The sequence below is a fragment of the Bilophila sp. genome, assembly GCF_057864385.1.
The window spans coordinates 1-25,543 of the sequence record NZ_DBMAFI010000050.1; the positions used below are offsets into that span (position 1 = coordinate 1).

The 25,543-nt window shown below is 58.0% G+C and carries 23 protein-coding genes; 10 read left to right on the plus strand and 13 right to left on the minus strand.

All coding sequences use genetic code 11. The features are described from left to right. Positions 1 to 117: 117 nt before the first annotated feature. Both ACZM8Y_RS13695 and mnmE read right to left on the minus strand, forming a co-directional pair. Positions 118 to 648 (minus strand): 3'-5' exonuclease, encoded by a 531-nt coding sequence (locus tag ACZM8Y_RS13695; protein ID WP_482334372.1) that lies wholly within the window; start codon positions 646 to 648, stop codon positions 118 to 120. Positions 649 to 715: 67 nt separating this feature from the next. Next, complete coding sequence (gene mnmE / locus ACZM8Y_RS13700) at positions 716 to 2,104, minus strand: tRNA uridine-5-carboxymethylaminomethyl(34) synthesis GTPase MnmE (protein ID WP_482334370.1); 1,389 nt, start codon at positions 2,102 to 2,104, stop codon at positions 716 to 718. Positions 2,105 to 2,278: 174 nt separating this feature from the next. Between mnmE and ACZM8Y_RS13705 the strand changes: the two genes are divergently transcribed. Then, the gene (locus ACZM8Y_RS13705) at positions 2,279 to 2,659 is read left to right on the plus strand and encodes a hypothetical protein (RefSeq protein ID WP_487480226.1); all 381 of its coding nucleotides are present in this window, start codon (positions 2,279 to 2,281) and stop codon (positions 2,657 to 2,659) included. 87 nt (positions 2,660 to 2,746) lie between these two features. Here the strand turns inward: ACZM8Y_RS13705 and jag are convergent, their stop codons facing one another. Genes jag through rpmH form a run of 5 tightly spaced genes read right to left on the minus strand, consistent with a single transcriptional unit; the run spans position 2,747 to position 6,408 of the window. Continuing rightward, a complete protein-coding gene (gene jag, locus ACZM8Y_RS13710) occupies positions 2,747 to 3,940 on the minus strand; it encodes an RNA-binding cell elongation regulator Jag/EloR (RefSeq protein ID WP_482334368.1) in 1,194 nt (397 codons plus the stop codon). Positions 3,941 to 3,964: 24 nt separating this feature from the next. After that, complete coding sequence (gene yidC, locus ACZM8Y_RS13715) at positions 3,965 to 5,563, minus strand: membrane protein insertase YidC (protein WP_479859858.1); 1,599 nt, start codon at positions 5,561 to 5,563, stop codon at positions 3,965 to 3,967. Beyond that, positions 5,553 to 5,831, minus strand: a complete 279-nt coding sequence (gene yidD, locus ACZM8Y_RS13720) for a membrane protein insertion efficiency factor YidD (RefSeq protein WP_005025021.1) — start codon at positions 5,829 to 5,831, stop codon at positions 5,553 to 5,555. Before yidD ends, yidC begins: the two co-directional genes overlap by 11 nt. Then, entirely contained in the window at positions 5,828 to 6,286 is a 459-nt protein-coding gene (gene rnpA / locus ACZM8Y_RS13725; RefSeq protein ID WP_308771575.1) for a ribonuclease P protein component, read from the minus strand. Before rnpA ends, yidD begins: the two co-directional genes overlap by 4 nt. Continuing rightward, positions 6,274 to 6,408 (minus strand): 50S ribosomal protein L34, encoded by a 135-nt coding sequence (gene rpmH, locus ACZM8Y_RS13730; protein ID WP_294621242.1) that lies wholly within the window; start codon positions 6,406 to 6,408, stop codon positions 6,274 to 6,276. Before rpmH ends, rnpA begins: the two co-directional genes overlap by 13 nt. Positions 6,409 to 6,648: 240 nt before the next feature. Here rpmH and ACZM8Y_RS13735 point away from each other — a divergent pair, with 240 nt between their 5' ends. Beyond that, the gene (locus ACZM8Y_RS13735; RefSeq protein ID WP_479859857.1) at positions 6,649 to 7,212 is read left to right on the plus strand and encodes a DVU0298 family protein; all 564 of its coding nucleotides are present in this window, start codon (positions 6,649 to 6,651) and stop codon (positions 7,210 to 7,212) included. 1,406 nt (positions 7,213 to 8,618) lie between these two features. On the opposite strand, the gene ACZM8Y_RS13740 is transcribed toward ACZM8Y_RS13735, so the two are convergent. After that, positions 8,619 to 9,128 carry a Spy/CpxP family protein refolding chaperone gene (locus ACZM8Y_RS13740; protein WP_302554400.1) on the minus strand — a complete coding sequence of 170 codons (510 nt, stop codon included), beginning with the start codon at positions 9,126 to 9,128 and terminating at the stop codon, positions 8,619 to 8,621. 278 nt (positions 9,129 to 9,406) lie between these two features. Further along, entirely contained in the window at positions 9,407 to 10,024 is a 618-nt protein-coding gene (locus ACZM8Y_RS13745) for a hypothetical protein (protein WP_337431590.1), read from the minus strand. Positions 10,025 to 10,283: 259 nt separating this feature from the next. Between ACZM8Y_RS13745 and ACZM8Y_RS13750 the strand changes: the two genes are divergently transcribed. The 4 genes from ACZM8Y_RS13750 to ACZM8Y_RS13765 all read left to right on the plus strand — a co-directional run bounded on the left by ACZM8Y_RS13750 (position 10,284) and on the right by ACZM8Y_RS13765 (position 15,267). After that, a complete protein-coding gene (locus ACZM8Y_RS13750; RefSeq protein ID WP_302554398.1) occupies positions 10,284 to 12,053 on the plus strand; it encodes an ATP-binding protein in 1,770 nt (589 codons plus the stop codon). Next, entirely contained in the window at positions 12,046 to 12,492 is a 447-nt protein-coding gene (locus ACZM8Y_RS13755) for a hypothetical protein (RefSeq protein WP_482333313.1), read from the plus strand. The genes ACZM8Y_RS13750 and ACZM8Y_RS13755 overlap by 8 nt, the downstream gene beginning before the upstream one ends. Positions 12,493 to 13,434: 942 nt before the next feature. Next, positions 13,435 to 14,814, plus strand: coding sequence for a sigma-54-dependent transcriptional regulator (locus ACZM8Y_RS13760; protein ID WP_302554396.1), 1,380 nt, complete (start codon positions 13,435 to 13,437; stop codon positions 14,812 to 14,814). 72 nt (positions 14,815 to 14,886) lie between these two features. Continuing rightward, on the plus strand, positions 14,887 to 15,267 hold the full coding sequence (locus ACZM8Y_RS13765; protein WP_302554395.1) for a DVU0772 family protein: 381 nt from the start codon (positions 14,887 to 14,889) through the stop codon (positions 15,265 to 15,267). 1,451 nt (positions 15,268 to 16,718) lie between these two features. On the opposite strand, the gene ACZM8Y_RS13770 is transcribed toward ACZM8Y_RS13765, so the two are convergent. Together ACZM8Y_RS13770 and ACZM8Y_RS13775 are read right to left on the minus strand one after the other, a co-directional pair. Then, positions 16,719 to 16,976, minus strand: a complete 258-nt coding sequence (locus ACZM8Y_RS13770; protein ID WP_489501795.1) for a hypothetical protein — start codon at positions 16,974 to 16,976, stop codon at positions 16,719 to 16,721. A 55-nt stretch (positions 16,977 to 17,031) separates the two neighbouring features. Beyond that, positions 17,032 to 17,259 (minus strand): hypothetical protein, encoded by a 228-nt coding sequence (locus ACZM8Y_RS13775; RefSeq protein WP_482333318.1) that lies wholly within the window; start codon positions 17,257 to 17,259, stop codon positions 17,032 to 17,034. Positions 17,260 to 17,495: 236 nt separating this feature from the next. Here ACZM8Y_RS13775 and ACZM8Y_RS13780 point away from each other — a divergent pair, with 236 nt between their 5' ends. The 4 genes from ACZM8Y_RS13780 (at position 17,496) to ACZM8Y_RS13795 (ending at position 23,176) form a co-directional block, all read left to right on the plus strand. Then, on the plus strand, positions 17,496 to 19,946 hold the full coding sequence (locus ACZM8Y_RS13780; protein ID WP_482333320.1) for a mechanosensitive ion channel family protein: 2,451 nt from the start codon (positions 17,496 to 17,498) through the stop codon (positions 19,944 to 19,946). Then, the gene (gene pgl / locus ACZM8Y_RS13785; RefSeq protein WP_482333323.1) at positions 19,924 to 20,709 is read left to right on the plus strand and encodes a 6-phosphogluconolactonase; all 786 of its coding nucleotides are present in this window, start codon (positions 19,924 to 19,926) and stop codon (positions 20,707 to 20,709) included. The genes ACZM8Y_RS13780 and pgl overlap by 23 nt, the downstream gene beginning before the upstream one ends. Before the next feature lie 633 nt (positions 20,710 to 21,342). Next, positions 21,343 to 22,434 carry a transglycosylase SLT domain-containing protein gene (locus ACZM8Y_RS13790; RefSeq protein WP_482333325.1) on the plus strand — a complete coding sequence of 364 codons (1,092 nt, stop codon included), beginning with the start codon at positions 21,343 to 21,345 and terminating at the stop codon, positions 22,432 to 22,434. A gap of 199 nt (positions 22,435 to 22,633) precedes the next feature. Then, positions 22,634 to 23,176, plus strand: a complete 543-nt coding sequence (locus ACZM8Y_RS13795) for an OmpH/Skp family outer membrane protein (RefSeq protein WP_479859422.1) — start codon at positions 22,634 to 22,636, stop codon at positions 23,174 to 23,176. Between the two features lie 710 nt (positions 23,177 to 23,886). On the opposite strand, the gene ACZM8Y_RS13800 is transcribed toward ACZM8Y_RS13795, so the two are convergent. Next, positions 23,887 to 24,891 (minus strand): DHH family phosphoesterase, encoded by a 1,005-nt coding sequence (locus ACZM8Y_RS13800; protein WP_487480227.1) that lies wholly within the window; start codon positions 24,889 to 24,891, stop codon positions 23,887 to 23,889. A 19-nt stretch (positions 24,892 to 24,910) separates the two neighbouring features. Then, on the minus strand, positions 24,911 to 25,201 hold the full coding sequence (locus ACZM8Y_RS13805; protein WP_005025051.1) for a DUF503 domain-containing protein: 291 nt from the start codon (positions 25,199 to 25,201) through the stop codon (positions 24,911 to 24,913). Positions 25,202 to 25,543 lie beyond the last annotated feature (342 nt).

Consider the following 25,543-nt stretch of genomic DNA (forward strand, 5'->3'; position numbering starts at 1 on the left):
AAGCTGTGGGCAGGGATTCGATAAGGCCAAAAGTCTTGGGAGGGAGAGGGGAGGGGGGCCGGGGGAGGGGAGAGGGAAGCCCTTCTTCAGAAGGGTTCCCTCTCCCCTCCCCCGATTTCACCCCTGCTCCACCATACGCAAATAAAGTTCCCGGCCTATCCACGCGTCGGTGGCGGCATAGCGGATCTGCTGCGGCGTGAGGGTCTTCTTCGCCCAGTTGGAACACTGGGCGGCCTTGCTGATGCGGCAGCCCATGAGCTGGGCCGCCAGCGTGCGGAGGCCCTGCGCCTTGATGCCGCGCTGCTTCGCCATCTCGGCGAGATCGGCAAGCCCCGCGGGTGTGAACTCATGCAGCTTCTGGAGCGCGCGCATGTCGTCACGGATGGCGACCCCGGCCTTGATGACGCCGGGATCGGCGAGCAGCCCCGCGAGCGCCTCGCAGAAGGGCGTGAGGTTCAGGCGGATCAGCACCACAAGCTCCGAACTGGCAAGCTGGATGAGCGAGGTCGGATAACTCTTGCCTTTCTTGAAGGACGGGCGGGATTCGGTATCGAATCCGAGGAGCGTTTCCTTTTTAAGCAAATTCAGGGCACGGGCCATTTCGCCTTCGGTCTGGACAAGCATTACCTCGCCTTCGTAGGCCAACATGGGCAGGCCGTTGATTTCTTCTTTGGAAAGCGGTTCCCCGCCGGCTGCGTTTGAAGATGCGTTCATGCTATTTGCCAATACAGAAAGATGCGAAAATACGGTTAAGGACTTCTTCCGGGGTGTCCAGCCCGGTGATCTCCGCCAGCGCCGAAGCCGCGCCTTCCAGACGGACGGCGCACAAATCATAGGGAACCCCCGCGAGGATGTCCTGTTCCAGCGCCTCAAGTTCCCCGCGCACCTCCGTCAGGCTCCTGGCCTGCCGCAGGTTGGGCGCCGCTTCGCCCGGTTCCGGCTCCTGCCCCTGGCTGCGGGCCAGCGCAAGCTCCCGGACGGCTTCGGCCAGCGTTTCCAGGCCTTCCCCCCTGCGGGCCGAAATGACGGCATGGGCCGCCGGTTTCCCGGAAAGGCCCGTTTCTTCTCCATACCAGCGCGGGGGAGGGGTGGCAAGATCGCTTTTGTTCCAGACGAGGATGGTGCGTTCCGGGCCGAGCTCCGAGAGCAATGCCCATGTGTCCGGCGTCGCCCCCTCCGCGCCGTCGACCATGAGCAAGACCACATCGGCGGATTCGATCATGGAGCGGCCCAGTTGGATGCCCTGCGCCTCGGCGGGGTTGTCCGTTTCGCGCAGGCCCGCCGTATCCACAAGCCGGACGGGGAGCCCTGCAAGCTGAATCGGTTCTTCCAGAAAATCGCGTGTGGTTCCGGGATATTCCGTCACAACGGCACGTTGGCGGCCAAGGAGGGCGTTCATGAGGCTGGACTTGCCCGCATTGACCGGGCCGGCGAGGGCTACGGTCACGCCCTCGCGCCAGCAGCGAGTCCGCTCGAACCCGGCGAGCAGGGAGGCCACGGCCGCCTTTACGTCCGCGATGGCGGCGAGGAAACCTTCCTGCGGGAGGCATTCCACTTCTTCCTCAGGGAAGTCCACGGCAAGGCAGATCTGCGCCCGCAGATGCTCCACGCGTTCCCGCAGCCCGGCGATGCGCTGCCCAAGCACGCCGTCGAGTTTGGCGGCTGCAAGCCTTGCGCCTTCCTTGGACGGCGCGGCGATCATCTCGGCAACGGCTTCGGCCTGCGTCAGATCCATCCTGCCGTTGAGGAAGGCGCGACGGGTGAATTCCCCCCGCTCCGCAAGGCGCGCCCCAGCGCAGAGGCAGGCTTCAAGCACCGCCGCCAGCAGGACGGGGCCGCCGTGACACTGGAATTCCGCCACATCTTCCCCGGTAAAGGTCTTGGGGCCGGGCATGAACACCGCCAGCGCATCATCAAGCGTGTTGCCTTCCATGTCTTGAACACGCCCGCGCCGTAGAGTCCACGGCTTATAGTCCCCCTTCCCGGCCGGTGCGAACAGCTTTTCGAGTATGGGCAGGGCGTCCGGGCCGCTGACCCGGATGATGCCGATGCCTGCGGCACCGGGGGCCGTCGCTATGGCCGCTATCGTATCGGTGGTCATTATGGCTCCTGAAGAGAGGGCGCATCATGAGGAGGAAAACCTTTCCCGGAAGCGGGGAGCGCCCGCACGTTTTCCCCCTCCCCTTCCTTATTTCAAAGTATCTTTCATGCATGCCTTGGCCTGCCCGTTGCCAACCCGTCAGGCCGCCTGCGTTTTTCTTAGGCCCTGCCAAGGTATGTGATTGTTTCATCTCCACAGTGTGGTGAAAATACGGCCTTTTTCTCCGGCTTTCCCCTTGGCGGAATCCATGACCAAGGTATTTTTCCGTCTATTCATTTGGAACTTCAAGAAAAAAGCATCAACTGCTTTCTACGGCACAGCCTTTTCTTATTGAAGGGGGATGATATTCTGAGACCGCTTTTTTGCCAAGAGCGGCGGATCCGCACGGAGAAGGACGACAGCTTGAAATACGCGATGACACCATTCCAAGAAGGAGCGGATCCGTGCGGGGGAGGACGACAGGAACACCGCCGGGCTTTCCCCGCAGCGCATCCATATCCCCATACAAAAAAAGCGGCTTCACCGAAGCCGTTTTTTCACCCCCGCCTCCATAAATGAAAGTTTTAGGAGGAAAGGGATGGGGTTCGGGGAAGGGGAAGGAAGCCCTTTTTCAAAAGGGTTCCTTCCCCTTCCCCGATATGACTTTTAGTGCCGTTCCTGACGGCGGCGCTGAATGATCACGCGCTTGAGGGGGCCTTCGCCGGAACTGCGGGTCTGCACGTCCGGGGAGTCCTGCAACGTCATGTGCACGAGGCGACGATGGTAGGAGCTCATGGGGCGGGTGGAACAGGGGCGGCCCGTGGCGCGGACACGCTCCGCCAGCGCAAGGGCCAGCTCACGGAGCCGGTCGTCCTGACGTTCGCGGTAGTCGCCCACGTCGAACTGCACGCGGACCGGCGCTTCCATGCGGCGGCTGACGATGCGCGAGGTCAGATACTGAAGCGCCGCCAGCGTCTGTCCTTCACGGCCTATGAGCAGGCCGGAGTCATCGCCGCAGTCCACATGGATGTCCACACGGTTCTCCATGATCTTCACTTCCACAGGCGTTTCACCGAGGATGGAGCTGACGATCCTGGAGGCCACTTCTTGGGAAACGGCGGCGAGCTTTTCCTGATCCAGCTCGGAGAAAGGCTTGGAGGGCAGACCTTCATTCAGGGCTTCGTCCTGATCGAACTCCAGAGAGCTGTCCCGCAGCACATGCTGTTCCGCCGGAATTCCCATAGGGCGGCGTTCCTGACGCGGCTCGTAGGGAGGGCGAGGCGCGCGCGGACGATCCTGACGTTCGGGACGATCCGGGCGATCCTGATTGGCCCGGCGTTCGGGACGGGGGCGGCGAGGCCGGAAAAAGTCCTCATTCCCTTCGTAGGGGATGCGCGGGCCGTCGCTGCGGCGGGGCCGGCGAGGGGTGCGGGGCTCATCAATGCGGTTGCCGATGGAATCATCGATATACGTTTCCTCATCGGGGAGGATACGGTTGCCGATGGAATCGTCCTCTTCCTCCACGGGGGGAAGGATGCGGTTGCCGATGGAGTCGTCTTCCTCAAGCGGCGGCTTCGGCTCCCGGTTGCCGCGAGGCGGGCGGGAAGCCTGCCCCTGGCGGGGCTTGGGGGAGGAGGCGGGCTGCGCATCGCGTGCCAAGAGCGACCCTACGCGGGGCTTGAGCTGTGCGCGGCGGGCGCGGACGATGGCCTTACGCGCCCCGACCAGGCCGAAGATGCCGTTTTTGGCGTCCTGTACGATGTCGATTTCCAGCTTTTCCCGCTGCGCGTCGAAATACGAACAGGCGGCGCGGATCGCTTCGTCAAGGCTTTTGCCTTGGAATTCTTTGAAATCATCCATGAGAACCTCTCCTCGCACAAACCGTTATGCCTTACGCAGCATCCACCACTGCTGCCCGATGGACAGGATGTTGTTGCACAGCCAGTAGATGACCAGACCAGCGGGGAAGTTGATGAACATGACCGTAAAGATGACCGGCATGAACATCATGACCTTCTGCTGGGTGGGATCGCCGGCGGCGGGCGTGAGGCGCTGCTGGAGGAACATGGACGCGCCCATGAGCAGCGGCGTGATGTAGAACGGGTCCGCCGCGGAAAGGTCGGCCAGCCAAGTGATGTCCGTGAAGGGCAGGTATTCGATGAAGGAGGCGTGGCGCAGCTCAATGGAGTTCAGAAGGGCCTGATACAGGCCGATGAACACCGGGATCTGCACAAGGATGGGAAGACAGCCGCCAGCCGGGTTGACCTTGTAGGTCTTGTAGAGCTGCATCATTTCCTTGTTGAGGGCTTCCTTGTCGTCCTTATGCTTTTCGCGGAGCTTCTTCATCATGGGCTGGAGCTTCTTCATCTGTTCCATAGACTTGAAGCTCTTCTGGGACAGGGGCCAGAAGACGACGCGGATACAGAAGGTGAGCATCAGGATGGCGATGCCCCAGTTCCCCACAAAGGAATGGAAGAAGGCCAGAATGGTCAGCAGGGGGCGGGCGATGATCGAGAACATGCCGAAGTTCACGGCCTGCGACAGATGATCGGGAGCCGTGGCCAGCATGGTGCGATCTTTGGGGCCGAACCACCAGTTCACGGCTACGGGCACTTCGCTGCCGTTGGAAGGCGTAAGCAGGTCGGGGCGTTCAAGGGCGAGGCGCCACACGTCGCCCTGCACGCGGCCCTTGAGGGTCAGGTTGTTGGGATCGGCGGGGGCGGTGACGTTCATGAAGTAGTTGCTCATGACGCCGGCCCAGTTGAAGACGCCCTGTTCGATGATGCCCTGTTCGGCGAGGGTGCTCGCGCTCGTTTCTTCCTTAAAGCTTTCGTTGGCGTCCCACGCGAGGCGGGTGGGGTCGTACTTGCCGTTGCTGAACGGCGTAGCGGCGACCGTGAAGCCGAGGCGGACGGTGCGGGGCGTCTGGTCGGCGGAACCCACCAGGACGTTTTCGCTCAACAGGTAGTTGTCGGCGTTGAAGCTGATGACGCGGGTCACGCGGATGCCGTCGACGATGCCGGTGAAGGTCAGGCTGCCCTGTTCCCCGGCCTTGAGGTTCAGGTCGGAACCTTGGAATGACCACTGCCCAGTGCTCCACGAGGGCTGGCCGTTGACGGTCAGGCCGAGGGGGGCGGTCTTGGAAGCTTCCGGCGAAATGAGGTTCACCTTGGGGGAATCGGCATTGATGGTTTCGTCGTAATGCTTCAGCGTAAAGGAGCGGAGGATGCCGCCGCCGGAGTAGATGACGGCGGAATAAAGCGGGGTTTCCACCTTGACGTCGGTACCGGCCGAAGGCGTAAACACAGGCAGGGAAGGCGCGGGCGCGGCAACAGGCTGCGCCGCCGGAGCGGGCGCGGCTTCCTGAGTGGCTACGGGGGGCTGCTGGGGCTGGATCCAGCCCATGTGTTCGGCCAGCGGGGTCCACGCCAAAAGAACGGCGATTGCTAGGGCGATGGCCAAGAAAGTACGTTTATCGTCCATGATGATCCAGTTGCTCCTGATGGCTGAAAGAGGAAGAATGTGGGGGAGGTACGGGATCATAGCCTCCCGAAGACCAGGGGTGACAACGAAGGATGCGCCGCAGGGCGAGCCAACTGCCCTTGAAAATGCCGTGGGTCAGCACAGCCTCTATGGCATAGGCTGAACAGGTGGGATGATAACGGCAGGAAGGTGGAAGCACGGGAGACAGCGTCCACTGGTAGAGACGGATGGGCAGGACCGCCAGACGGCGCAGAGAGAGGCGTTTCACGCCTTGACTCCGGGGGCCGTTTCCGGTTCGAGCCCGCCGGGTGCGGCGATTCCGTCGCGGGAGCTGTCGGGGCAGGCGTTCTGTTCGCGGCGCAACACGACATACCCGCCGATTTCCTTGATCAAAGGAAGGAATTCGCGGGTTGCGGCAGCGAGATCGAGCTGTTCAGGTTTGAGGTGGCGCTTTGGCACGATCACAAGATCCACAGCCGGAGGCAATAGGGCCTGATGCAGCCGGAAACATTCCCGGAGCACTCGTTTGACACGATTCCGCATGACTGCTGTTCCGATTTTCTTGGTGACGGCCATACCGACGCGCCACGGATCACCGGATGCACGAAAACGAACAAACACGACGAAGTGTTTGGAATAAAAACGACGGCCCTCATCATAACAAAGTGTGAAATCGGGCCGCCGGAGCAGTCGATGCCGACGAGGCCGGGTTAAACAGCTAATTGTTTACGCCCCTTGGCGCGGCGGCGACGGATGACGGCGCGACCGCTGGCGGTGCTCATGCGTTCACGGAAACCGTGAGTCCGCGCTCTCTTGATCTTGCTGGGCTGGTAAGTTCTTTTCATGGAAACTCTCCTTGGAAACGTAGATCAGTGACGTATACCTTCTCAGCTTCGGAGAGTCAAGCTCGGACAGAACGCGACGCCGAAACCTGTGAGGATCTTGCCGAATGGCTTGAACGATTTATTCCTTCAAGAGAGGAATTGCAACAACGATATGAAAAAACGCGGCGGGAATCCTGGGCCGGCCGTGTTGCCGCTCCCGCTTTTTGGGGGCATACTCCGCAAAAACGATGAGGTGTTTTCATGCAGCCACGTTTCCGTACCTTAAAGGCGACGATCCGCACTCAACTGCAAGGGCAGGGGTGGGGCGATTTTGCCAAGGAGCTGGACGAAGTCCCCGCCCGTGAGCTGGTGGGCCCTTTGTTTTCCTGTCTGCCCCTCGGCGGCGAGGCGACCGCCCGCGCGGCCTCGGCGCTGGGGAAAGCCGTTTCCCGCATGGCCGACGAACATATTGAGGAGGCCCGCAATGTTGTCCGGCGTCTGATGTGGCACATGAACGAGGAATCCGGCAACATCGGCTGGGGCATCCCCGAAGCCTTTGCCGAGATCCTCGCCCAGCACCGCCGCCTTGGGGACGAGTTTTACCCCATCCTCAATTCCTACATCATCAACACGGGCAAGGACGACAATTTCTGTGACAACAACGTATTGCGCCGTTCCTGCTTCCGTGCCGTAGAACATTTCGCGCTGGCCCGGCCCGATCTTGCGCCCAAGGCCAGAGGGCCGCTTCAGGCCGGTTTGCGCGACGCAGATCCCGTTTGCCGTGAAATCGCCAAGGAAGCGCTGGGCAAGATCGGCATGTTTTAGGGGATGGGTAGGTGAATGGAAATTGGAGGGGGGAGGGGAACCTTTCTGGAGAAAGGTTCCCCTCCCCCCTCCAAACCTCCCCTCTCCCTTCCAAAGACTTTCGGTTTTATCGAATCCCTCTTGTAAGGGAGTTCGGATGAAAGACGGCTTTCCTTTGTAGCGGAAGCCGTTTTTTTATGGTTCTGTCATATAAGCGGTAGATATTTTTTGAATGCTGGTTAGAGTAATCGGTTTCTATTTTAGGCCCTGTCATAGTGTGTGATTGTTTAAGGCTGTGTTATAGAAAATGGTTGATACTTTTTTCCTTGAAACTCCAAAGGGATAACCGAAAAAATGCCTTAGCCGTAGATCCCGCCGAGGGGAAAACTGGAAAAAGGCTATATTTTTCACTGTACTGTGGAGATGAAATAACCACGTACTATAACAGAGCCTTGTTTAATTGCTGCAATATAATGAAAATACAGGTTTTTTCCGTTTTGCTGAGAGACTCCATGATTGGGGATATTACGGCGGAGAAGGTTGCATTTTGGTTATTTTTTGGGGCTGTGTTATAGAAAACGGTTGATGCTTTTTTCCTTGAAGCTCCAAAGGGATAACCGGCAAAATGCCTTATCCGTGTATCCCGCCAAGGGGAAAAACGGAGAAAAAGGCTGTATTTTCACCGTACTGTGGAGATGAAACAACCATAAACTATAACAGGGCCATTCTTTTTGAATTGGCTGTGTCATAGAAAACGGTTGATGCTGTATTTCCTTGAAATTCCAAAGAAATAACCAATAAAATCCCCCAATCACAGAGCCCACCAGCGGAAAATTTTGAGAAAAAGCATATATTTTCAGTGTATTACTGAAACAAAACAACCACATACCATGACAGAGCCTTTGAATTTCAAGAAATGAAGCATCAACCGTTTTCTATGATATAGCCTTTAAATTTCAAATAGTTGAAATGCGGTTTTCATTGCAGAAGTAAACAGCTCTTTCAAGGGAGGCCCTTTTGCCAACCGGAAAACTGGGAGGAGGGATTCGATAAGGTTGAAAGTCTTTGGGGGAGAAGGGGAGGGGTTCGGGGAGGGGAAGAGGGGGCTTTCTTCAGAAAGTCCCCTCTTCCCCTCCCCGATTTTTCCTTCCGCCGCACAAAAGAGCAGCGCCCCGGAGGAGGAGACGGGGCGCTGCGGAGGAAGGAGGAGGATACAGTTTCTGTAAGGAGGAGGATGACTTTGCCATTGAACGAACAGACTCAGCTAGGCACCTGTGAAACGGTCAGGTGGAACCGGTCGTTCAAAGTTGTAGAAGGCTCTCGTATATATAAACGGCTATGCCGATTGTTGTTTCCCCTGACTGGATGGGAGTCAGGGTTTTTCGCCGCTGGAAAGGGAGACTGACCAACGGCAGGAGGGGGGCTTGTTATTCGTTTGCCGGGGCTTCCGCTCCGGGCTGTGGGCCGTCGGGCATGACGGTCATCCCTGTTGCGGGGCATCGGCGGGGCCGTTCAACCGGGCACCCCGGCCCCTTGCCTTGAAATACATTGATGCCGACTTCCTTAGCAATCCTGTCTGCCATCATGCCGCGTTCCTTGGCAAATTCATTGCGGAGCGCCACGAGTTCTTCCGTCGCCCTGCCGATGGCCTTCGGGTCAGGAGTGGGGCTGTTGCCGAGCGTGCGCAATTCAATGTACTTGGCCGCGAGCTTGTCCCGCAGCGGCGCGGTCTTGTCGGCGAAATCCTTCATGATGGCGTCGTACTGCGCTTTCTTTTCCTGTGTGAGCGCCTGGTAAACACAGTCTTGATACGACCTCTGCTGTCTCCAGTGGCCGTGGTGCCCGTCGTGGGGCGCTGCCAGCGCCTGCCCGGCAATCCCGCCCGCCGCGAGGAAAGCGGCAAGGGCTACGGCGACAGAGGCTTTATTGAGGTTCATTGAGGTTCTCCTAAAAGGTGTTTTGTTCGTCACTCTTGCCTAAGCTATAGCAATGCCCGTGCCAAATATTTTAAGTATTCGATTTTATATGTAATCATTAATATAACGCTTCTGGTAGGCTTCCCGTTGTCCTGAAAAGCTGTATAGAATTTGGACAGGGATATTTGACAGTGTATAAGAATCACACAGGGAAAAGCCCGGATGCGCGGAGGTGGCTAAAAAAGAGACAGCCACACTCCTTTCGGGAGCATGGCTGCCACGGGAACGGCGGGATGGAATTACTCCACGCTTTGCTCGTTGAGGGGTTGTGGGTTCAGATCTTCTATTTTGGTGCCGCGCACGCGGGTGCCCCAGCCGGGGTTGAACCCGGCGAGCTTTTCCATTTGTGCGGAAATGCGCTGCAATTCCCGTATGGCCTCGGTACGCAGGCGGATGAGCTTGCGCCCGATGACGGCGAGGGCGTCAGGGGGGGTGTCGGACGCGAAAGAAAGGTTGTGAAGTTCCGTAAGCGTTTGACGCAGTTGGATATGAATGACCGTAAGACAGGGTTCGGCCTCGCGCATGATGGCGAGTGCGGCCTGCTGCTGTTCGGGGGTGAGGTTTTGAGGCAGCGGCATGGCGAACAGGCGGCTGTCGAACCGGCTGCCGTCATGGGCCTGCTGCGGGGCGAGGGCCGGGCATTTGGAAGGCGCATCAGGAGAGAAGCCGGGGAAAGCCTCCGGCATCCGGGAAGGGGGCAGCCCTTTCGGAGCCTGCCGCGGCTGGCCTTCGTGAACCCCGGAAGAGGCGTCCTCAGCGAACGCCTTGTCGGGACAGCTCAAAACAGAGAGCGCAACCCCCAGTACAATCAGGTAAAACAGCGGCAGACAGAATCTGTTTTCTGTATATATCTGCATGAAGCCCCTTTCGCTTTTTGGGTGGCAATGAATGACAGGTATGGGTATGGCCAGGAAGCATCCTGAGCCAGAATCTGCACAGTATGACATGTACGTGAGCTTTGAATGGCTCGTCAATAGCCGTAAAAATTGCAAAAAGCATACCACGCGTTAGGACGGCGGATCGCCGCAGGCCCGTCCCGTGCCGGGTGGTTGGAGCGTTTTTTGCTTCGTTCCGGCAGTGTTTTTTGCGCATTGCCTTAAAGGAATATCCGTATCCATGCAGACGACAGGACTTTTCTCCTCCTCCCCGCAGCAGGCCAAAGTCGGCGGCGGAAACTCGCTGATAGGGACGCTCGGCGCCGCACTGGTGCTCGTTTTCGGCGTCGTGCTCCTTACGGGGCTTTCGCTCGACCGCACGCAGACGGCTATGGTTCGTTTCCTTGCGGAAAAGGGCGTGGCGCTGGTCACGGCGCTGGAAAGCGGCGTCCGATCCGGGACCCGTTCGCGGACGGGCATCCGGTTGCAGTACCTTGTCGAAGAATTGGCGGATCGGCCCGACGTGCGCTTTATCGCGGTGACCATGCCGGATGGGACTATCCTCGCGCACAGCAACCCGGTGCGGGTGGGGGAAGTGCTGAATACCCGCGGCGGCAGGGAACTCGGCGCGGAGACAATCGCGGCGCTGCGCCCATCGGGAAACCCTTCATGGGCGATCATAGATATGGAAGGCTCACGGGCGTTCGTGGTCTTCAAGACATTCCACCCCAAGATAAAAGGCGGGGGGAGGCGGGATGAACCGGCGGCAGGGCCGCTGCCCTACGTCTTCCTCGGCCTTGACCTTGCCCCGCTCGAAGTGGCTCAGGCTCAGAACCGGGAGCGCGCCGTCCTGCTGGGGGCGGGGGTGCTGCTGGCGGGTATGCTGGCCTTGCTTGGCCTGCACGCCGTGGAGCGGGTTCGTTCGTCCCGGCGCGGGCAGCGGGTGGCTGAAGCGTTGGCTGAAGAGCTGGCCGTAACGCTTCCGGACGGGCTGGTCGTTTTCGACGCCAAGGGACGGATCACCCGGATGAACAAGGCGGCGCTGGCCCTGCTCGGCATGGAAGCCCCGGCGGAGGGCAAGGCGTTCCTAGGCCGGAAACCGGCGGACGTGCTCCCTTCGGCGCTGGCGGAACTGGCGGCGAAACTGTTGCGGGAACCTGTGCTGCCGGATACGGAAATCGTCCTGCGGCACGGAGAGGAGCAGCAATATCTTTCGGTACGCGGCGGGCACGTCAACGAAGGCTATGAAGGCCGCCTCGGTTCGCTCATGTTCCTGCGTGACCTTACGGAAGTCCGCCGCCTTGAGGCGGAAGTCCGCCGCAGGGAAAAGCTCGCCGCCGTGGGCAACCTTGCCGCGGGCGTCGCCCACGAGCTGCGCAACCCGCTCAGCTCCATCAAGGGATACGCGACGTATTTCGGCGGGCGGTTCCCTGAAGGCAGCGCGGATCGGGAAGCTGCGCAGGTCATGGTCAAAGAGGTGGAACGCCTCAACCGGGCTATCGGCGATCTGATAGGGCTTTCGCGCCCCACGGACATCCGCCCGCGCATGACCGGGATGCGGCGTCTGGTTGAAGACACGCTCCGGCTCATCGGGCAGGACGCCGCCAACCACAAGGTTGGCATACGGTTCGACGCGCCCGATGTGCTGCCGGATGTGGCCATCGATCCCGACAGGATGCGTCAGGTGATCCTGAACCTGTGCCTGAACGGGCTTGAAGCCATGCCGGACGGCGGCGAACTGTCCCTGTCGCTGCATCCCGAACCCGATGCCCTGCGCCTCGAAATCCGGGATACCGGGATGGGCATCGCGCCGGAGGCATTGCCGCATATTTTCGATCCCTATTTCACCACGAAGGGGCAGGGGACTGGGCTCGGCCTTGCCACGGTACACAAGATCATGGAGGCCCACGGCGGGAGCATTTCCGTCACTTCCGAGCCGGGGCAGGGCGCCGTATTCCGTCTGCTCCTGCCTTTGGGCGGTGAGGCCGGGAAGGTTCACGGGCATGAATGAACGAATGCGGAAAACCTTGGGAAGAAAGGCGGGCACCGTGCGGATTCCCGCTTGCCCCCTCGTTTCCGCGGGACATTTGAGAAAGGTTCTGTCATCGGATTTAATTGTTTTATATCCGCAACATACTCAAAATACATTTTATCCGGTTTCCCGCCGGAAAGTTTCATGGCTGGGGGATTTTGCTGGTCGTCTGTTGGGGGGCACGAAAGAACAATGGCCCTGTCATGGTATGTGGTTGCTTCATCTCCACAGTGCGGTGAAAATACAGCCTTTTTCTCCGGTTTTCCTTTTGGCGGAATACATGGCTAAGGCGTTTTGCCGGTTAATCCTTTGGAACTTCAAGGAAAAAGCATCAACCATTTTCATGGCACAGCCTAAAATATTCATTACTTGCTGCGGCACAATCTTGGGAAAAGGGCTGACGATTGGGGCGGCATGACTATTATTGGATTGCAGGAACGGCTTCGGCTGTGCAGGGCATGGGGTACGCGTTCCGTCCGGGGGCAATCTCCGCTTATGGCGGGAAAGGGCCTTGTCACGCCTCCCTGCGTACTCCGATAGGGCCCGCCCCGCGTATGGGGAGCTTTTCAGAAGGATAAGACGAGCCTTCCCTGTTGTTGGGGTTCGCTCCGCGTATGGGGAAGTTTTCCGATGCATGGGTTACGTCATGCCTTCGCTTCGGGCCCGCCCCGCCCGTGTGGGGAGTTTTGAAAACAGTGCGTTCAGGTTCGGGCCGTTGTCGGATTGCCCCGCTCATGTGGGGATATGTTCGGTTGCCGGAGCCTGCGCACTGTGGTCATTGGGCTCTCCCCGCCTGTGTGGGGAAGTTGGGACTGAGCCCCACGGATCCGCCGCTGCATGGGGGCTCTCCTCGTCCGTATGGGGAAGTTTCGTACAGTGGAACATCTTCGGAGTTTTCACGAGGGAGCACCTCACTCGTACGGGAAAGTTCGGGGAAAATGTCCCCGACGCCGTCCGCATCGGGGGTTCTCCCCCCCATGTGGGGAAGTTGGGCAGGACGAAGCGAGGCCAGTTTTCGGTCCGGGATGCTCTCCGCCCATGTGGGGGAGTATGCTATATAGAGCCTAACAAATTGGTGCTCTCCGCCCATGTGGGGAAGTTTTTGAACGGGTTTCCCTCCACGCCGGATGCGTTGGCTGTTCCGTTCGTGTGGGGGATGTTTTGCCGTGGGAGCGGTGGAGCCGCCGTCAAGGGGATTATCCCGCCCACGGCGGGGAAGGATGGGGGAGACGGGTATCGTATCGCCGCCGGGAGGCATCCGGCGGGTACGGCATCGGCGGTGCCGGGGAGTCCGGGAAACCCCTTTTTCGGAAAGGTCAGCCTGCCGGATTTATTGCCGCCGGAGGCGAGGAGGTATGAGATGGGCACGCCACCTACCATATTGATTGTGGACGACGACAGTTCCCACCGGGCGATGCTGCGGACGGTGCTCCGGGGGTGGGGATATGCCACGGATGAGGCCGACGACGGGGATACCGCCGTGGAAAAAGTCAAGGAACGGGCTTACGACGCCGTGCTTTCGGATGTGCGCATGGCCCGCATGGACGGCATTTCTGCCATCCGGGAAATTTTGCATCATAATCCCTCGATTCCGGTTCTGGTCATGACCGCATGGCAGTCCGTGGAAACCGCCGTGGCGGCGCTGCGGCTCGGTGCGTATGACTATCTGGAAAAGCCGCTGGATTTCGATCTGCTGCACCTCACGCTGGAACGGGCGCTCGATCATACCCGGCTGGCGGCTGAGAACCGGGAACTGAGGGAATATATCCGTGAAAACCCCTCCGGCCTTCTCGGACGCAGCCCGCGTATGCGCGAACTTATTGAGATGGTGAACACGGTCGCGCCCACCGAGGCGACCGTCCTGATTACCGGGGAGTCGGGGACGGGCAAGGAACGGGTCGCCCGCGCCATTCAGGAGGCCAGTGCCCGGAAAGGCAAGGCGTTCGTCACCGTCAACTGTGCGGCCCTCAATGAATCCCTGCTGGAGTCCGAACTGTTCGGGCACGAGAAGGGCGCGTTCACAGGGGCGGACAAGCGTCGGGAAGGGCGGTTCAGCCAGGCAGACGGCGGCACGCTGTTCCTTGATGAGATCGGTGAATTGCCCCTCCTGCTTCAGGCAAAGCTTCTGCGGGCCCTCCAGCAGGGGGAAGTCCAGCGCGTGGGCAGCGATACGCCCATCATCGTGGATGTGCGGGTCATTGCCGCGACCAACCGCAACCTGCGCGAGGAAGTCAGCGAAGGGCGTTTCCGTGAAGATCTTTACTATCGGCTCAACGTGATCGGCGTGGAAGTGCCCTCCCTGCGGGAACGCCGTGAGGACATCCCTGTGCTCGCCACGGCTTTTCTGGAGCGTTTTGCTCTGGCAAACCGCAAGGAGATCAAGGGGTTCACGCCACAGGCGATGGATGCGCTGCTCAAGTATTCCTGGCCCGGCAACGTGCGCGAACTGGAGAACGCCGTGGAGCGGGCGGCTATCCTCTGCCTTGGGGAGTATATTTCCGAACGTGAGCTGCCTATGGCGGTATCCTCCGCGCTCAAGAACGGTGACGCCCCCGCGCTCGCCGAGCTGCAGGGGACGGCAGGCGTGGAGCCTGTCAGCATGACGCTGGATGAGATGGAACGCGCGGCCATCCTGAGGACACTTCAAGATACGGGGGACAATAAGAGCGAGGCCGCCCGCCGGCTTGGGATCACGCGGGCGACGCTGCACAATAAATTACGGAGATATGACATGGAGTAGTTGACAAGAATAGTAATGGATACTATTAATAGGTCAACGCAACTCAATGTCATCAGCAAAGGTGGATTGGATATGAATACAGCGCACCTTTCCTCTACGAAAAATACATCTCCATTGGCGGCGTTTGCCGACCAGCAGATTGATTGGAACCTGACGCCTGAAATGGCGGTGACCCTCTATCTGGAGTGGGGCAATAACGACTGGCGTTCCGAGCATCCCCCGGTTCGTTCCAAGAGCGACGTAGCCACCTATTTTGTCGTGGATGCGTGGCAGGAGCCTTTAAGGGTACGGCTTGTGCGCCGCAATTCCGAATCGGCGGACGATTTGGTGACCGTTCCCCTGCCGGAGCCGTTGGCAAAAGCGTTCCGGGACGAGTACGGTTCCCTCAAGGGCGTCTTTGAGCCCATGCCGGTCATTAAGGACTGGCTCAAAAAGGAGCTTGGTCAGGCTTAATCCAGGAGAGGAGTGTGGGAACAGTGACGTTCGCCTAGCAGCTTGTCCGTGGGGCGCCTCCCCTGGCCCCGGCGGTTTCCCAATCCTTCCGTTTTCCTCAATCAAGAAGGTATCCCGTTTTCAAATGCAGTATGTTCCGGTGCGCGGGGGGCGCATCGGCACGCCTCCGAAGCCCCCAAAGGCAGCAGTGCCCGCGGGGGTTTTGTTTTGGGAGGTGGTGTTGGGGAGAAGTGTTGTGGAGAAAAGCATTGGGGAAGGGAGGGAGGCCCCTTCTGGAGAATGGGCCTCCCTCCCTTCCCCAAACCCCATCCCTCCCACCCCGAAGACTTTTGACTGGTGGGGAGGCCGCGCAGCAGGAGTTCCGTTGGATATGGGGCGGGGAAAATGCCTCTGCTACGGAGTCCGTGCAGCGCGAGACGTTCGGCTGGGTGCTGGGCAGGGGAAACAAAGGATCGCATGTCGTGATAAAACGGGCTGTGAGGGCTGATGCCCCTGGGTTATGACGTTAATTAGATATAATATATTGAAAGTATTTAATTATTTTTAAATCGCAAAAAGATTGTTTTCAATGGCTTCATATAGTTGCATGTAAAATGACGACACGACCTACATGCCTTTTTATTTGGTTGTGTCATAAGGAAACGGTTGATGCTTTCTTTCTTGAAATTCCAAAGGAATAACGAATAAAATGCCCCAATCATGCAGTCCATCAGCGAGAGAATTTAATAAAAGTCTATATTTTCAGTATATTGTAAAAAAATAAAACAACCATATGCCATGACAGCACCTTACTGTTTTTTCCGATTGGATCTGTCATGACATGTGGTTGTTTCATCTCCATAGTATGGTAAAAATATGGCTATGTTATAGAAAATGGTTGATGCTTTTTTCCTTGAAGCTCCAAAGAGATAATCGGCAAAATGCCTTAGCCGTGGCTCCCGCGAAGGGGAAAACCGGAGAAAAAGGCTGTATTTTCACCGCACTGTGGAGATGAAACAACCACAAACTATAACAGAACCAAAAATACAGCCTTTTTCTTCTATTTTTCTGTTGACGGATTTTATGGGGAACGTATTGCATTAAGTTGTGTTGTTAATTATATATAATATATTGAAAATATTAAATTATTTTAAGTTGCAAAAAGATTGTTTTCAATAATTTTAAACAATTATATGTAAAACGACGACACAATCTAGTTATCCCTTTGGAATTTTGAGAAATAAAACGTCAATCATTTCCTATGGCATAGCCTTTCGTAATCTGGTTTTGTGGACAGCCGCTATGAAAAGGCCATCCACGGAAAAGTGAAATCTTTCGGCTGGCAAGGGGCAAGGCAACTTTTGGATGAAGCTGAACATGCCGCAAGATTGCGTAGCTGTCAGCGGATTTTGTCGCTTAGGGAGAGCCGCCGTGGTTTCGTTGGCTGGCCACAGCATCATCAACGGCAGTCTTCATCCGTACGCCGCTGAAGCGGCAGCGGCTGAAACAATGCTGGCCTTGCAATGCCGCAGGACGGAAAACGCGGCTTTGCAGCAGGCTGATTCATGAGGGCGGCCAGGTTCCCCGCCGGAAACACTTTGACGGAAGGGAAGCCTTCCGTTCTTCTTCTTCTTCTTCTTCTTCTTCTTCTTCTTTTCCTTTTTTGTTGGCTGTGTCATAGAAATTGGTTGATACTTTTCTCTTTGAAGTTCCAAAAGGATAACCAACAAAATGTTTTAGCTATGGATTCCGTCAATGGAAAAACAGGATAAAAAGGTTGTATTTTCAGTATGTTGTGGATATGAAACAACCACATACTATGACAGAGCCTTTTTGTTTAGGCTGTGCCATAGAAAACGGTTGATGTTTTTTTCCTTGAAGTTCCAAAGGAATAACCAGCAAAGCACCTTGGATTCCGCCAAAGGGAAAGCTGGAGAAAAAGGCTGTATTTTCAGCGCACTGTGGAGATGAAACAACCACATTATGATAAAGCCTTTGTTTATAGCCTTCCATGCGTCCCTTTTCCTCAAATAAGGGGGAAAGCTGCGAAGAGGGATTCGATAAGGCCGAAAGTCTTTGGGGGATGGGGGTGGGGTTCGGGGAGGGGGAAGGGGGCTTTCTTCAGAAAGGCCCCTTCCTCCTCCCCGATTCTCTTCCCCCCTCACATTCTCAGTGGTTGCCGAGCGGAAGGATAGCAGGGTATGTTCCGGGAACGTCGAACATACTCTAGCCGAACGGAACGCCGCTGTATGAATGCTCTCCGACTTGTTTCCCTGTTTCTTTGCCTGAGCCTTTCCCTGCCTTGCATCGCTTTTGCCGATGCCGCTCCCGTATCCGGGCAGAAAACGGATGCGCCCGCGAGCGCGCCGAAACCTGCGCCCGATCCGACGCAGGATGTCTGGAATACGCTGCTCCAAAACCGGGTGGAGGAACTTGGGGCCATTGACGCGGAAACCGTGGCCTTGACCAAACGCCTGCCGGACGCTTCCCGTAACCTGAATGAGGCGCTCAACAGCATTGAGGAAGAGTACCAGCGGCTTATGACGCTTTCCCGCGTGAGCAGGGGGTTGCCGCTGGAGTTGTCCGTCGTCCAGCAGCGGCTGGCACGGCTGAACGAGAAGCTCTCGGATGTGCTGGAACCGCTGGAAGGCACGCTGAATACGCTGAAAGGCAGGCTCAGTGAAATTTCCCTTCTGGAACAGGACTCCACCCCATCGAAGGATGAAACGGACATTTCCCCGGAGCTGCGGGCTTTTTTGAGCGATCTTGCGCAGACGCAGGGGCGGCTGAATACGGTTCAGATCCGCATCAGCCGCGTACTCGCGCCCGCCCGCAAACTTCAGGAAAACATCACATCCCTGACCGGGCGGGTTGCCAATTCCATTCCCGGACTGTGGCAGGATTATTATCTCCAGCGTTCGGGCAAGATTTACGATGTGGATTCATGGCTTAATATCCAGAAAAGCATCAATGCGCTGCAGGAAACTTTCTCCGTCCGCATGAACGCGGAACTGCCGTGGACCCTCGCCGGGTGGCTTGGCGTCATACTGCGCGCGATCGTGTTTATCCTGCCCCTGTACGGCCTTATTTTCATATCGCGCCGCATGTCGAGGACATGGCCCGAATCCCTGCGCACGGGATGGGCCAAGATGTGCGGGCACAGCTTCATCTGGCTGTCCTTTGGCTTCACGTTCCATTTTGCGGCATGGTCTCCGAGCGGCTCGTACCATGTCCTGTCCATCATCGGCACGCTGCTCCTGAGCCTTGGGCAGATGGCGCTTGCATGGGACTTATACACATTCCAGCGGAACGATCTTCAGTTGCGCTCCCCGTTGTGGCCGTTGTTCACCCCCTTGCTCGGCGGGCTTCTCCTCCTGTTTTTCAATTTGCCCGGCCCGATCCTTGGCGGCATCTGGCTGCTGATGTCGCTTGCCACGCTCTGGCGCGACTACAAGCGCCCCTTGCCGGACATCCCGTTCCCGCTGGTCATCAATCTTTTGAAAGGGCAGTCCTTTATCCTCTGGATTGCCGTGCTCATGACCCTGATTGGATGGGGGAGGCTGTCGATTCTGGTATGCGTGGCGTATGCGGCTGTGGCCGTGTGCGTGCAGCAGGCCGTTGGCTTTATGCGGCTCATGAACGTCATTGCCGAGCACATGCCGCAGGAAGGGGTGAAGGCTTTGTTCAGCGGGTTCCTGCTGGCTTTGGCGCTTCCCGCCATGCTCGTGCTGGCGACGGCGGCAACGGGGCTCTGGATTTTGGCCTACCCCGGCGGCGAGTTTCTGCTGACGCACCTGGCGAACATGGACGTGAGCGTGGGCAAGACTTCATTCAGCATGCTTCAGGTGCTGTTCATCGTCAGCGCGTTCTACGTGACCCGCTCTTTCATTTCGGTGGGGAGGTCGTTCATTGCGGATCTGCCCGCGCACTCCATGCGCCTTGACCGCAGCCTTGTGGGGCCGATTCAGGCCGGGTTCACGTATCTCCTGTGGGGCTTGTTCGGTTTATATACCCTGAGCGCGCTTGGGTTCAGCCTGACCAGCATCGCGGTGGTCGCCGGCGGCTTGTCCGTAGGCATCGGCTTTGGCCTCCAGAACATCATCAACAACTTCGTCAGCGGGCTTCTGGTCATCTTCGGGCAGACCCTGCGCGAAGGCGACGTCATTGACGTGGGCGGCGTCACCGGCATCGTCCGGCGCATCAATATCCGTTCCACGCAGGTGGAGACGTTCGACAATGCCGTCATCTTCGTACCTAATGCGGAGTTCCTGTCCGGCAAGCTCACCAACTGGACGCGCAACGGGCGCATGGTTCGGCAGGAGGTCGCTGTGGGCGTGGCCTACGGGTCGGATATCCAGCTCGTCGAGAAACTGCTCAAGCAGGTGGCGAAGGAGCACCAGAAGGTTCTGGCCTATCCGGAACCGGTGGTTCTGTTTAACGATTTCGCGGCCAGTTCGCTGGATTTCCGGCTGCGCTTCTGGGTGGGGGACATCCTGCACGGCAGCGGCATAGCCTCGGACATCCGAAAAGCCATTGACGCCAAGTTCGCTGAGGCCAACATTGAAATCTCTTTCCCGCAAATGGACGTCCACCTGCGCGAGAACGAAACCGTGCCCGTGGAACTGCGCAGCCCCCGCAAGGCGAAAGAGCCGACACTACAGCAAGAGGACAAGAACGATGCTCCAGAACAAAACGGATAATCCATTGGATGGGCTTCACCTTGAAACGTATGTCCGGGCCGATGCGGACGGCGTGGCGTCATGCGCCGCCGGGTTGCTGGCCGCCCGCTGTGCGGAGGCCGTATCCCGGCGCGGCGTTTTCACGCTGGCCCTGTCGGGAGGCTCCACGCCGTTGGCGTTGTTCCGGCTGCTGCGCACGGAGGCGTGGGCGGAGCGGATCGACTGGGCGCATACCCGCGTTTTCTGGGTGGATGAACGCTGTGTTGCCCCGCAACATCCCGCAAGCAATTACGGTGCGGCCAATCAGGAATTGCTGGCGCATGTCCCAGCGGCGGCAATCTATCCGATGGACGGTGAGATCGATCCCGGTGAGTCCGCCGTGGCTTATGAGGAAATTTTGTGGCGGCACGTTCCGGCGGAAGGGGGGAGGCCCCGTCTTGATTGCGCCCTGCTCGGCATGGGGGATGACGGGCATACCGCTTCGCTGTTCCCCGGCAGCCCGCTGCTGGCGCCCGATGCGCTGCGTTCGGGCCGCCTGACCGGGGCCGCCGTAGCTGAACATCTGGCCCCCAAGCCGGAGAGCCGCCGCATCACGTTGACGCTGGAGATGATCAACGCGTCCCGTTGCTGCCTGTATTTGGTGACGGGGGCGGGGAAGCGTCCTCCGCTCGGCAAGGCGCTGGATCTGCTGGCGCCCGCCTCTTTGCCCGTGCAGCTTGTGCGGCCGAAGGGAGGCGAGCTGATCTGGGTCATGGACGAAGCCGCCTGCGGAGGACGGCAGTAGCCGGTGGGCTGCGGAGGGGATTCGCCCGGAAAAGGTTTTCGTGGAGCGGAAGCCGCCGGGTGGGGACATTTCCGTATTGTCCCGGATTCTGCGGAAGGACACATGATAATTTATGTAAAGAAAATTATTCTTATTAACGTATAAAATATTGTATCATTAGAGTGGGTATTTTCGATTAAAGTACAAATAATGATACCAAAAAAGGTTTTTACCCGGTAAAAAGAGCCGTCTTCGGCTTGCCCTCCCGCGTCTCGCCTTTTGGAGGCGCGCGGGGATCCGCCGTGCGCCTTGTCCTGTTTGGAGGGGCGATCCGGTTTTCGTCCGAAACTTCTTGATGGGGGGAGCCTCAAAAACGGCTTGGCGCCTCACTTCTCGCCCCATAGGGCGGAAATGGCTTTCGGCCCCTTTTCCGTGAGGAAAAGGGGCTTTTTTTGTGGTGCCCGTTCATAGGGTGCGCAGGGCGCTCAAACCTTCCAGATCTTCTTTTTCCATCTAAGAAGGATTCTGGCACGCTCTTTGCTATAACCTTACGGCGCGCCCTATGAGCTGGAAAGATGCTTTTTTTCCGGCTGGACCCAAACAGTCGAGGATAGTTTTTTTATGCGTAACCCATTGGCAGGATATGCTGTTTCTGTGACAGGCACGTTGGCCCTGCTTGCCCTTGTGACGGGTTTTGTGCCCGGAGGAGGCAATCAGAGCCTTGAGCCCGCCACCGGAGCGACCAGCCGGGCCAAAGGGGAAAACCCTCTGCCCCGCCCGCTGCTTCATATTCCTGAGCAGTTTCGGGAAGCCATGAAGCAGAATCTTCCTTCAACGTCCTCTGCCGCTTCCGAGGGCCGTTTTCCGGTTCTGGAGGTGCAGAGCGACGGTACGGTGACCATGCGCCCGCTGCACGGGAGCATCCCGGTCAAGCTGGAAACGACCAGCACGTCCCTTGCGGCGATGCTTGCCTCCGCCCCAACGGAACCCCGGCAGGCCGATTTCGTTCCCAGTGCGGAACTGTTTTCCAATATGCCCCGCGTCAATCAGACGGAAACCGCCCATCTTGACGTGTTGGGCAAACAGATGGACTTTGATGATCTGCCCCTGCGCTGGAACGGCAGCCAGCAGGCTTTCGAGCTGGCCCCCGAAGTCCTTGAGCGTACGGAAAAATTGCTTGGCGAATTGCGGCAGCTTTCCGGGCTGACCGCCTCCATGCGCCGGCAGGCCGAGCAGTACCGCCCGGTCGTGGAGAAATATGCCGACCGTTATAATCTTTCGCCTGATTTGATATTCGCGATTATCTACACCGAAAGCGATTTCGACCCTGATCTGATCAGCAACCGTTCGGCGCATGGCCTCATGCAGGTGGTGCCGAATACGGCCGGCGGCGAAGTGCACCGCTGGCTCGGACGCACCGGCAAGCCGTCCCCTTCGCTGCTGCTGCACCCTGAGACGAACATCAAGTACGGCACGGCGTATATGTATCTTTTGCAGAACCGGCACCTGACCGCGATCGCCGATCCCCAATCCAGAGAGTACTGTGCCATCGCCGCCTATAATATCGGTACAGGCGGCATGCTGCGGACATTCGGCAAGTCGCGTGACGCCGCCTTTGAAGCCATCAATGCCATGACGCCGGAACAGGTGCGGGATACGCTCCTTGAGAAGCTTTCCTCGCGGGAAACCAAGGCGTTCCTTGCCAAGGTGCTCAAGTCGCGCGAGCGTTTTTCCATGATGGGCTGATGGCCCTTTTCCTGCGCAGGCTGTTTTTCCTCCATGCCGGAAAGCCGACGGGATCGCCCCGCGATCCCGTCTTTTGTTGTGGATTGTGGCTTGTGGGGAAAAAAGGTAAGATGATCATTTGGACGGAACCTTTCCTATGGGAAAGAACCCCAGTCGCCGGGTTGCGGCGACGTTGAACCTCTTTGCGAATGGAGTTTCCATGCGTACTATCAGCGCTATCGCTCTGTGCCTCATGCTCGTATTTGCGACGACCGGCTGCGCCGCCAGCAAAATCGCCGTGGTCGATCCGGCCCGCCTTTTTCAGGAAAGCGAACCCGGCAAGGCCGGCATTGAGCACCTGAAGCAGCTTGAAGCCGCCATGCAGGAACAGCTCAAGACGGCTCAGGGCATGATCGAAAAGGCCCCCAATGACGAAGCCCTCCGCGCCCGTTTCCAAAAGACCTTTGTCGGCTACCAGCAGATCGTCAATGCCGAACAGCAGAAGGTCGTGCAGCAGATCAACGGCTTGATGCAGAAGACCCTCGAAGACTTCCGCACCAAGAAGAACTACTCGGTCATTATGAATGCCGAAAGCCTGCTCGCGTTCGATCCCAAGTCCGATGTGACCAAAGAAGTGATCGCCGAAATGGACAAGACTAAGGTGACCTTCGCGCCCGTCAAGCTGGAGCCCATCACCGCCGCCCCGAAGGCCGACGACAAGGCCGCTCCGAAGGCTGACGCCAAGCCTGAAGCCAAAAGGTAGGCGGGGAGAGAACCGGGGGAGGAAAACCCTTCTGAAGAAGGGTTATCCCTCCCCCGGACCCCCTTCTTTCCCAAGACTTTCAACTGATGGGGAGGCTGCGCGCCGGTTTTCCCGCCGAAATGAAAAGGCCCATTCCTGTATTTGCGGGATGGGCCCTTTCTTATGGCTGCATGTGAGGAGGGATGTTTGTGGGAGAGGATGGAGCGTTTTCACGATGAAAATGTTCTTCCGACTGCGTGAAGCGGGCGGCCGCTGCGAAGGCATAAGCACAATGTGTTTGCGCTGTTCAATGCCGGAGCAAGCGTGCCTTAAATTTTAGGCTCTGTTATAGTATGTGGTTGTTTCATCTCCACAGTGTGGTGAAAAATACAGCCTTTTTTCCGGTTTTCCCCTTGGCGGGATCCACGGCTAAGGCATTTTTCCGGTTATGCCTTTGGAGTTTCAAGGAAAAAAGCATCAGCCATTTTCTATAACACAGCCTTTAATTTCCCATTGATGGGGTCTATGGTTGGGGCACTTTATCGGGGCTTCCCTTGGAGTTTTGGGAAAGAAAGCATCAACCATTTTCTATGGCGCAGCCATCTTTTTGATAGATGAGTGGCGGTACATGCCGCACCGGGAGGGGCGGAGGGAAGGGCTTGCCAGAGCAAGGTTCCTCTGCTTCCTCCTCTCTCTCTCTCTCTCTATATATATATATATATATAGCCGTTCTATTTTTTGCCTGCCCCAAACGTGATGTCCTGAATGGCTTGTATCGTCTGTCTGGTCACGGCGTCCATGTCGGCATCGTCGATGGTGGCTCCTGCGGCATTGAGATGTCCGCCGCCGCCGAAGAAGGCTGCTACGGAGCGCACGTCGTCGCTGCCGGACGAGCGGAGGCTCAGCTTGCAGCGGTTGCCGGGGTCCTGCCGGATGAGCGCGGCGACGCGTACGCCCTTGATGCGGCGCATCTGTTCGGCAAAGCCCTCCAGATCCTCGCGCACGGCCCCGAAGGAGCCGATTTCCTCCATCGTGACGGGACAGACGGCTACCGTGCCGTCACATTCAAGGGAAAGGGTCTGCATGAGCTTGCCCCAGAGCTTCGTCTTGGGCATGGACCATTGGTTGTCGAGCTTTTCGCGTATGGCGGCGGCGTCAAGGCCGTTGGCGACGAGGCGGGCGGCAAGCGTGAAGACCGCCGCGCTGGTGTTGCCGTGCGTAAAGGAGCCCGTGTCTGAGACGAGGGAGAGGTAGACGCACTGGGCGAGTTCCCCGGTGAGGGGCACGCCGGCGGCGTCGGCGACGGCGGCCACCATCTGGCCCGTGGCGGCCATTCCGGGGTCTACCCAGTTCCCAAGGGAGGCGAACATGGGATTGCCGAGATGGTGGTCAATATTGACGGAAGGGTACTCTGGAAAGACCGCGAGCAGTTCCTTGCCCATACGCCAGGCATCGCCGCAGTCCAGCACGATGATCAGGCCGGGCTTGAAGGGGATGGCGGAGGGTTTGGTGACGAGCTTTCCGGGCAGGGGAACCCACTCCAGATAGTCGGGGATGCCCGTGGCATTATAGAGTACGAACCGTTTGCCGAGCGCCTTGACCAAGGAGCCCATGGCTCCGGTGGAGCCGATGGCGTCCCCGTCGGGGCTGCCGTGCGCCACGATGACGATATTGTCGAATTGCTGGATGATCGCCGCCATTTCCTCAGCGGGCTGGATGATATGGGCCGTCTGCATGTCTTGTTCGTACACGGTGTCAATCCCCATTGATGAATTCCAAGTCACTGTAAACCATCTCTTCGGAACACACGGCCTCCATCATGGCGAGGCATTTGTCCATCCGCGACTGGAGGTGCTGCTCGCTGTTGCTCAGGGAAATGACCATCAGCCGGAGGCGCGTCAGGGAATCCTCCGTGCCGTATTCGGCGATGGCGACGTTGAACGTGTTGCGCACCTTTTGTTTGAGGCTGTTGGCGACACGGCGTTTTCCCTTGAGGGAATCGTTGCCGTGCAGGTGGTACTCGACGGTGAGGACTGCGATGACCATGATTCAATCCGTTGGTAAAATCGTTCTGCGCTGTCTTTCTGAAATAATGGAACCGCGCAGAAACGCAAGCCCTTTGAGGAGGTTTCTCATGGGGAAGATGGGCGGGGGAGGGGAGGAGGGGCCTTTCTGGAGAAAGGCCCCTCCTCCCCTCCCCCGAACCCCCACCCCTCCGCCTCCAAAGACTTTTGACCTTATCGAATCCCTATTCGCAGCTTTTTCTGGCGTGAGGAACGGAGGAAGATTTTTTGTATAATAACTGTTGGTTATTGGAATGCTTGTACAGAAAAGGCATAGGGTATGGAAAACAGCCCTGTTATAGCATATAGTTGATATGTTTATTCA

What these genes read in the sequence shown, in the direction of transcription:
- ACZM8Y_RS13740 (WP_302554400.1), bottom strand. Translation starts at nt 9,128, where the DNA reads ATGAACCTCAATAAAGCCTCTGTCGCCGTAGCCCTTGCCGCTTTCCTC.
- ACZM8Y_RS13695 (WP_482334372.1), bottom strand. Translation starts at nt 648, where the DNA reads ATGTTGGCCTACGAAGGCGAGGTAATGCTTGTCCAGACCGAAGGCGAA.
- ACZM8Y_RS13755 (WP_482333313.1), top strand. Translation starts at nt 12,046, where the DNA reads ATGAATGAACGAATGCGGAAAACCTTGGGAAGAAAGGCGGGCACCGTG.
- ACZM8Y_RS13805 (WP_005025051.1), bottom strand. Translation starts at nt 25,201, where the DNA reads ATGGTCATCGCAGTCCTCACCGTCGAGTACCACCTGCACGGCAACGAT.
- ACZM8Y_RS13800 (WP_487480227.1), bottom strand. Translation starts at nt 24,891, where the DNA reads ATGCAGACGGCCCATATCATCCAGCCCGCTGAGGAAATGGCGGCGATC.
- ACZM8Y_RS13780 (WP_482333320.1), top strand. Translation starts at nt 17,496, where the DNA reads ATGAATGCTCTCCGACTTGTTTCCCTGTTTCTTTGCCTGAGCCTTTCC.
- rpmH (WP_294621242.1), bottom strand. Translation starts at nt 6,408, where the DNA reads ATGAAAAGAACTTACCAGCCCAGCAAGATCAAGAGAGCGCGGACTCAC.
- yidC (WP_479859858.1), bottom strand. Translation starts at nt 5,563, where the DNA reads ATGGACGATAAACGTACTTTCTTGGCCATCGCCCTAGCAATCGCCGTT.
- ACZM8Y_RS13745 (WP_337431590.1), bottom strand. Translation starts at nt 10,024, where the DNA reads ATGCAGATATATACAGAAAACAGATTCTGTCTGCCGCTGTTTTACCTG.
- ACZM8Y_RS13760 (WP_302554396.1), top strand. Translation starts at nt 13,435, where the DNA reads ATGGGCACGCCACCTACCATATTGATTGTGGACGACGACAGTTCCCAC.
- ACZM8Y_RS13735 (WP_479859857.1), top strand. Translation starts at nt 6,649, where the DNA reads ATGCAGCCACGTTTCCGTACCTTAAAGGCGACGATCCGCACTCAACTG.
- jag (WP_482334368.1), bottom strand. Translation starts at nt 3,940, where the DNA reads ATGGATGATTTCAAAGAATTCCAAGGCAAAAGCCTTGACGAAGCGATC.
- ACZM8Y_RS13750 (WP_302554398.1), top strand. Translation starts at nt 10,284, where the DNA reads ATGCAGACGACAGGACTTTTCTCCTCCTCCCCGCAGCAGGCCAAAGTC.
- ACZM8Y_RS13775 (WP_482333318.1), bottom strand. Translation starts at nt 17,259, where the DNA reads ATGGAAGGCTATAAACAAAGGCTTTATCATAATGTGGTTGTTTCATCT.
- pgl (WP_482333323.1), top strand. Translation starts at nt 19,924, where the DNA reads ATGCTCCAGAACAAAACGGATAATCCATTGGATGGGCTTCACCTTGAA.
- ACZM8Y_RS13795 (WP_479859422.1), top strand. Translation starts at nt 22,634, where the DNA reads ATGCGTACTATCAGCGCTATCGCTCTGTGCCTCATGCTCGTATTTGCG.
- ACZM8Y_RS13765 (WP_302554395.1), top strand. Translation starts at nt 14,887, where the DNA reads ATGAATACAGCGCACCTTTCCTCTACGAAAAATACATCTCCATTGGCG.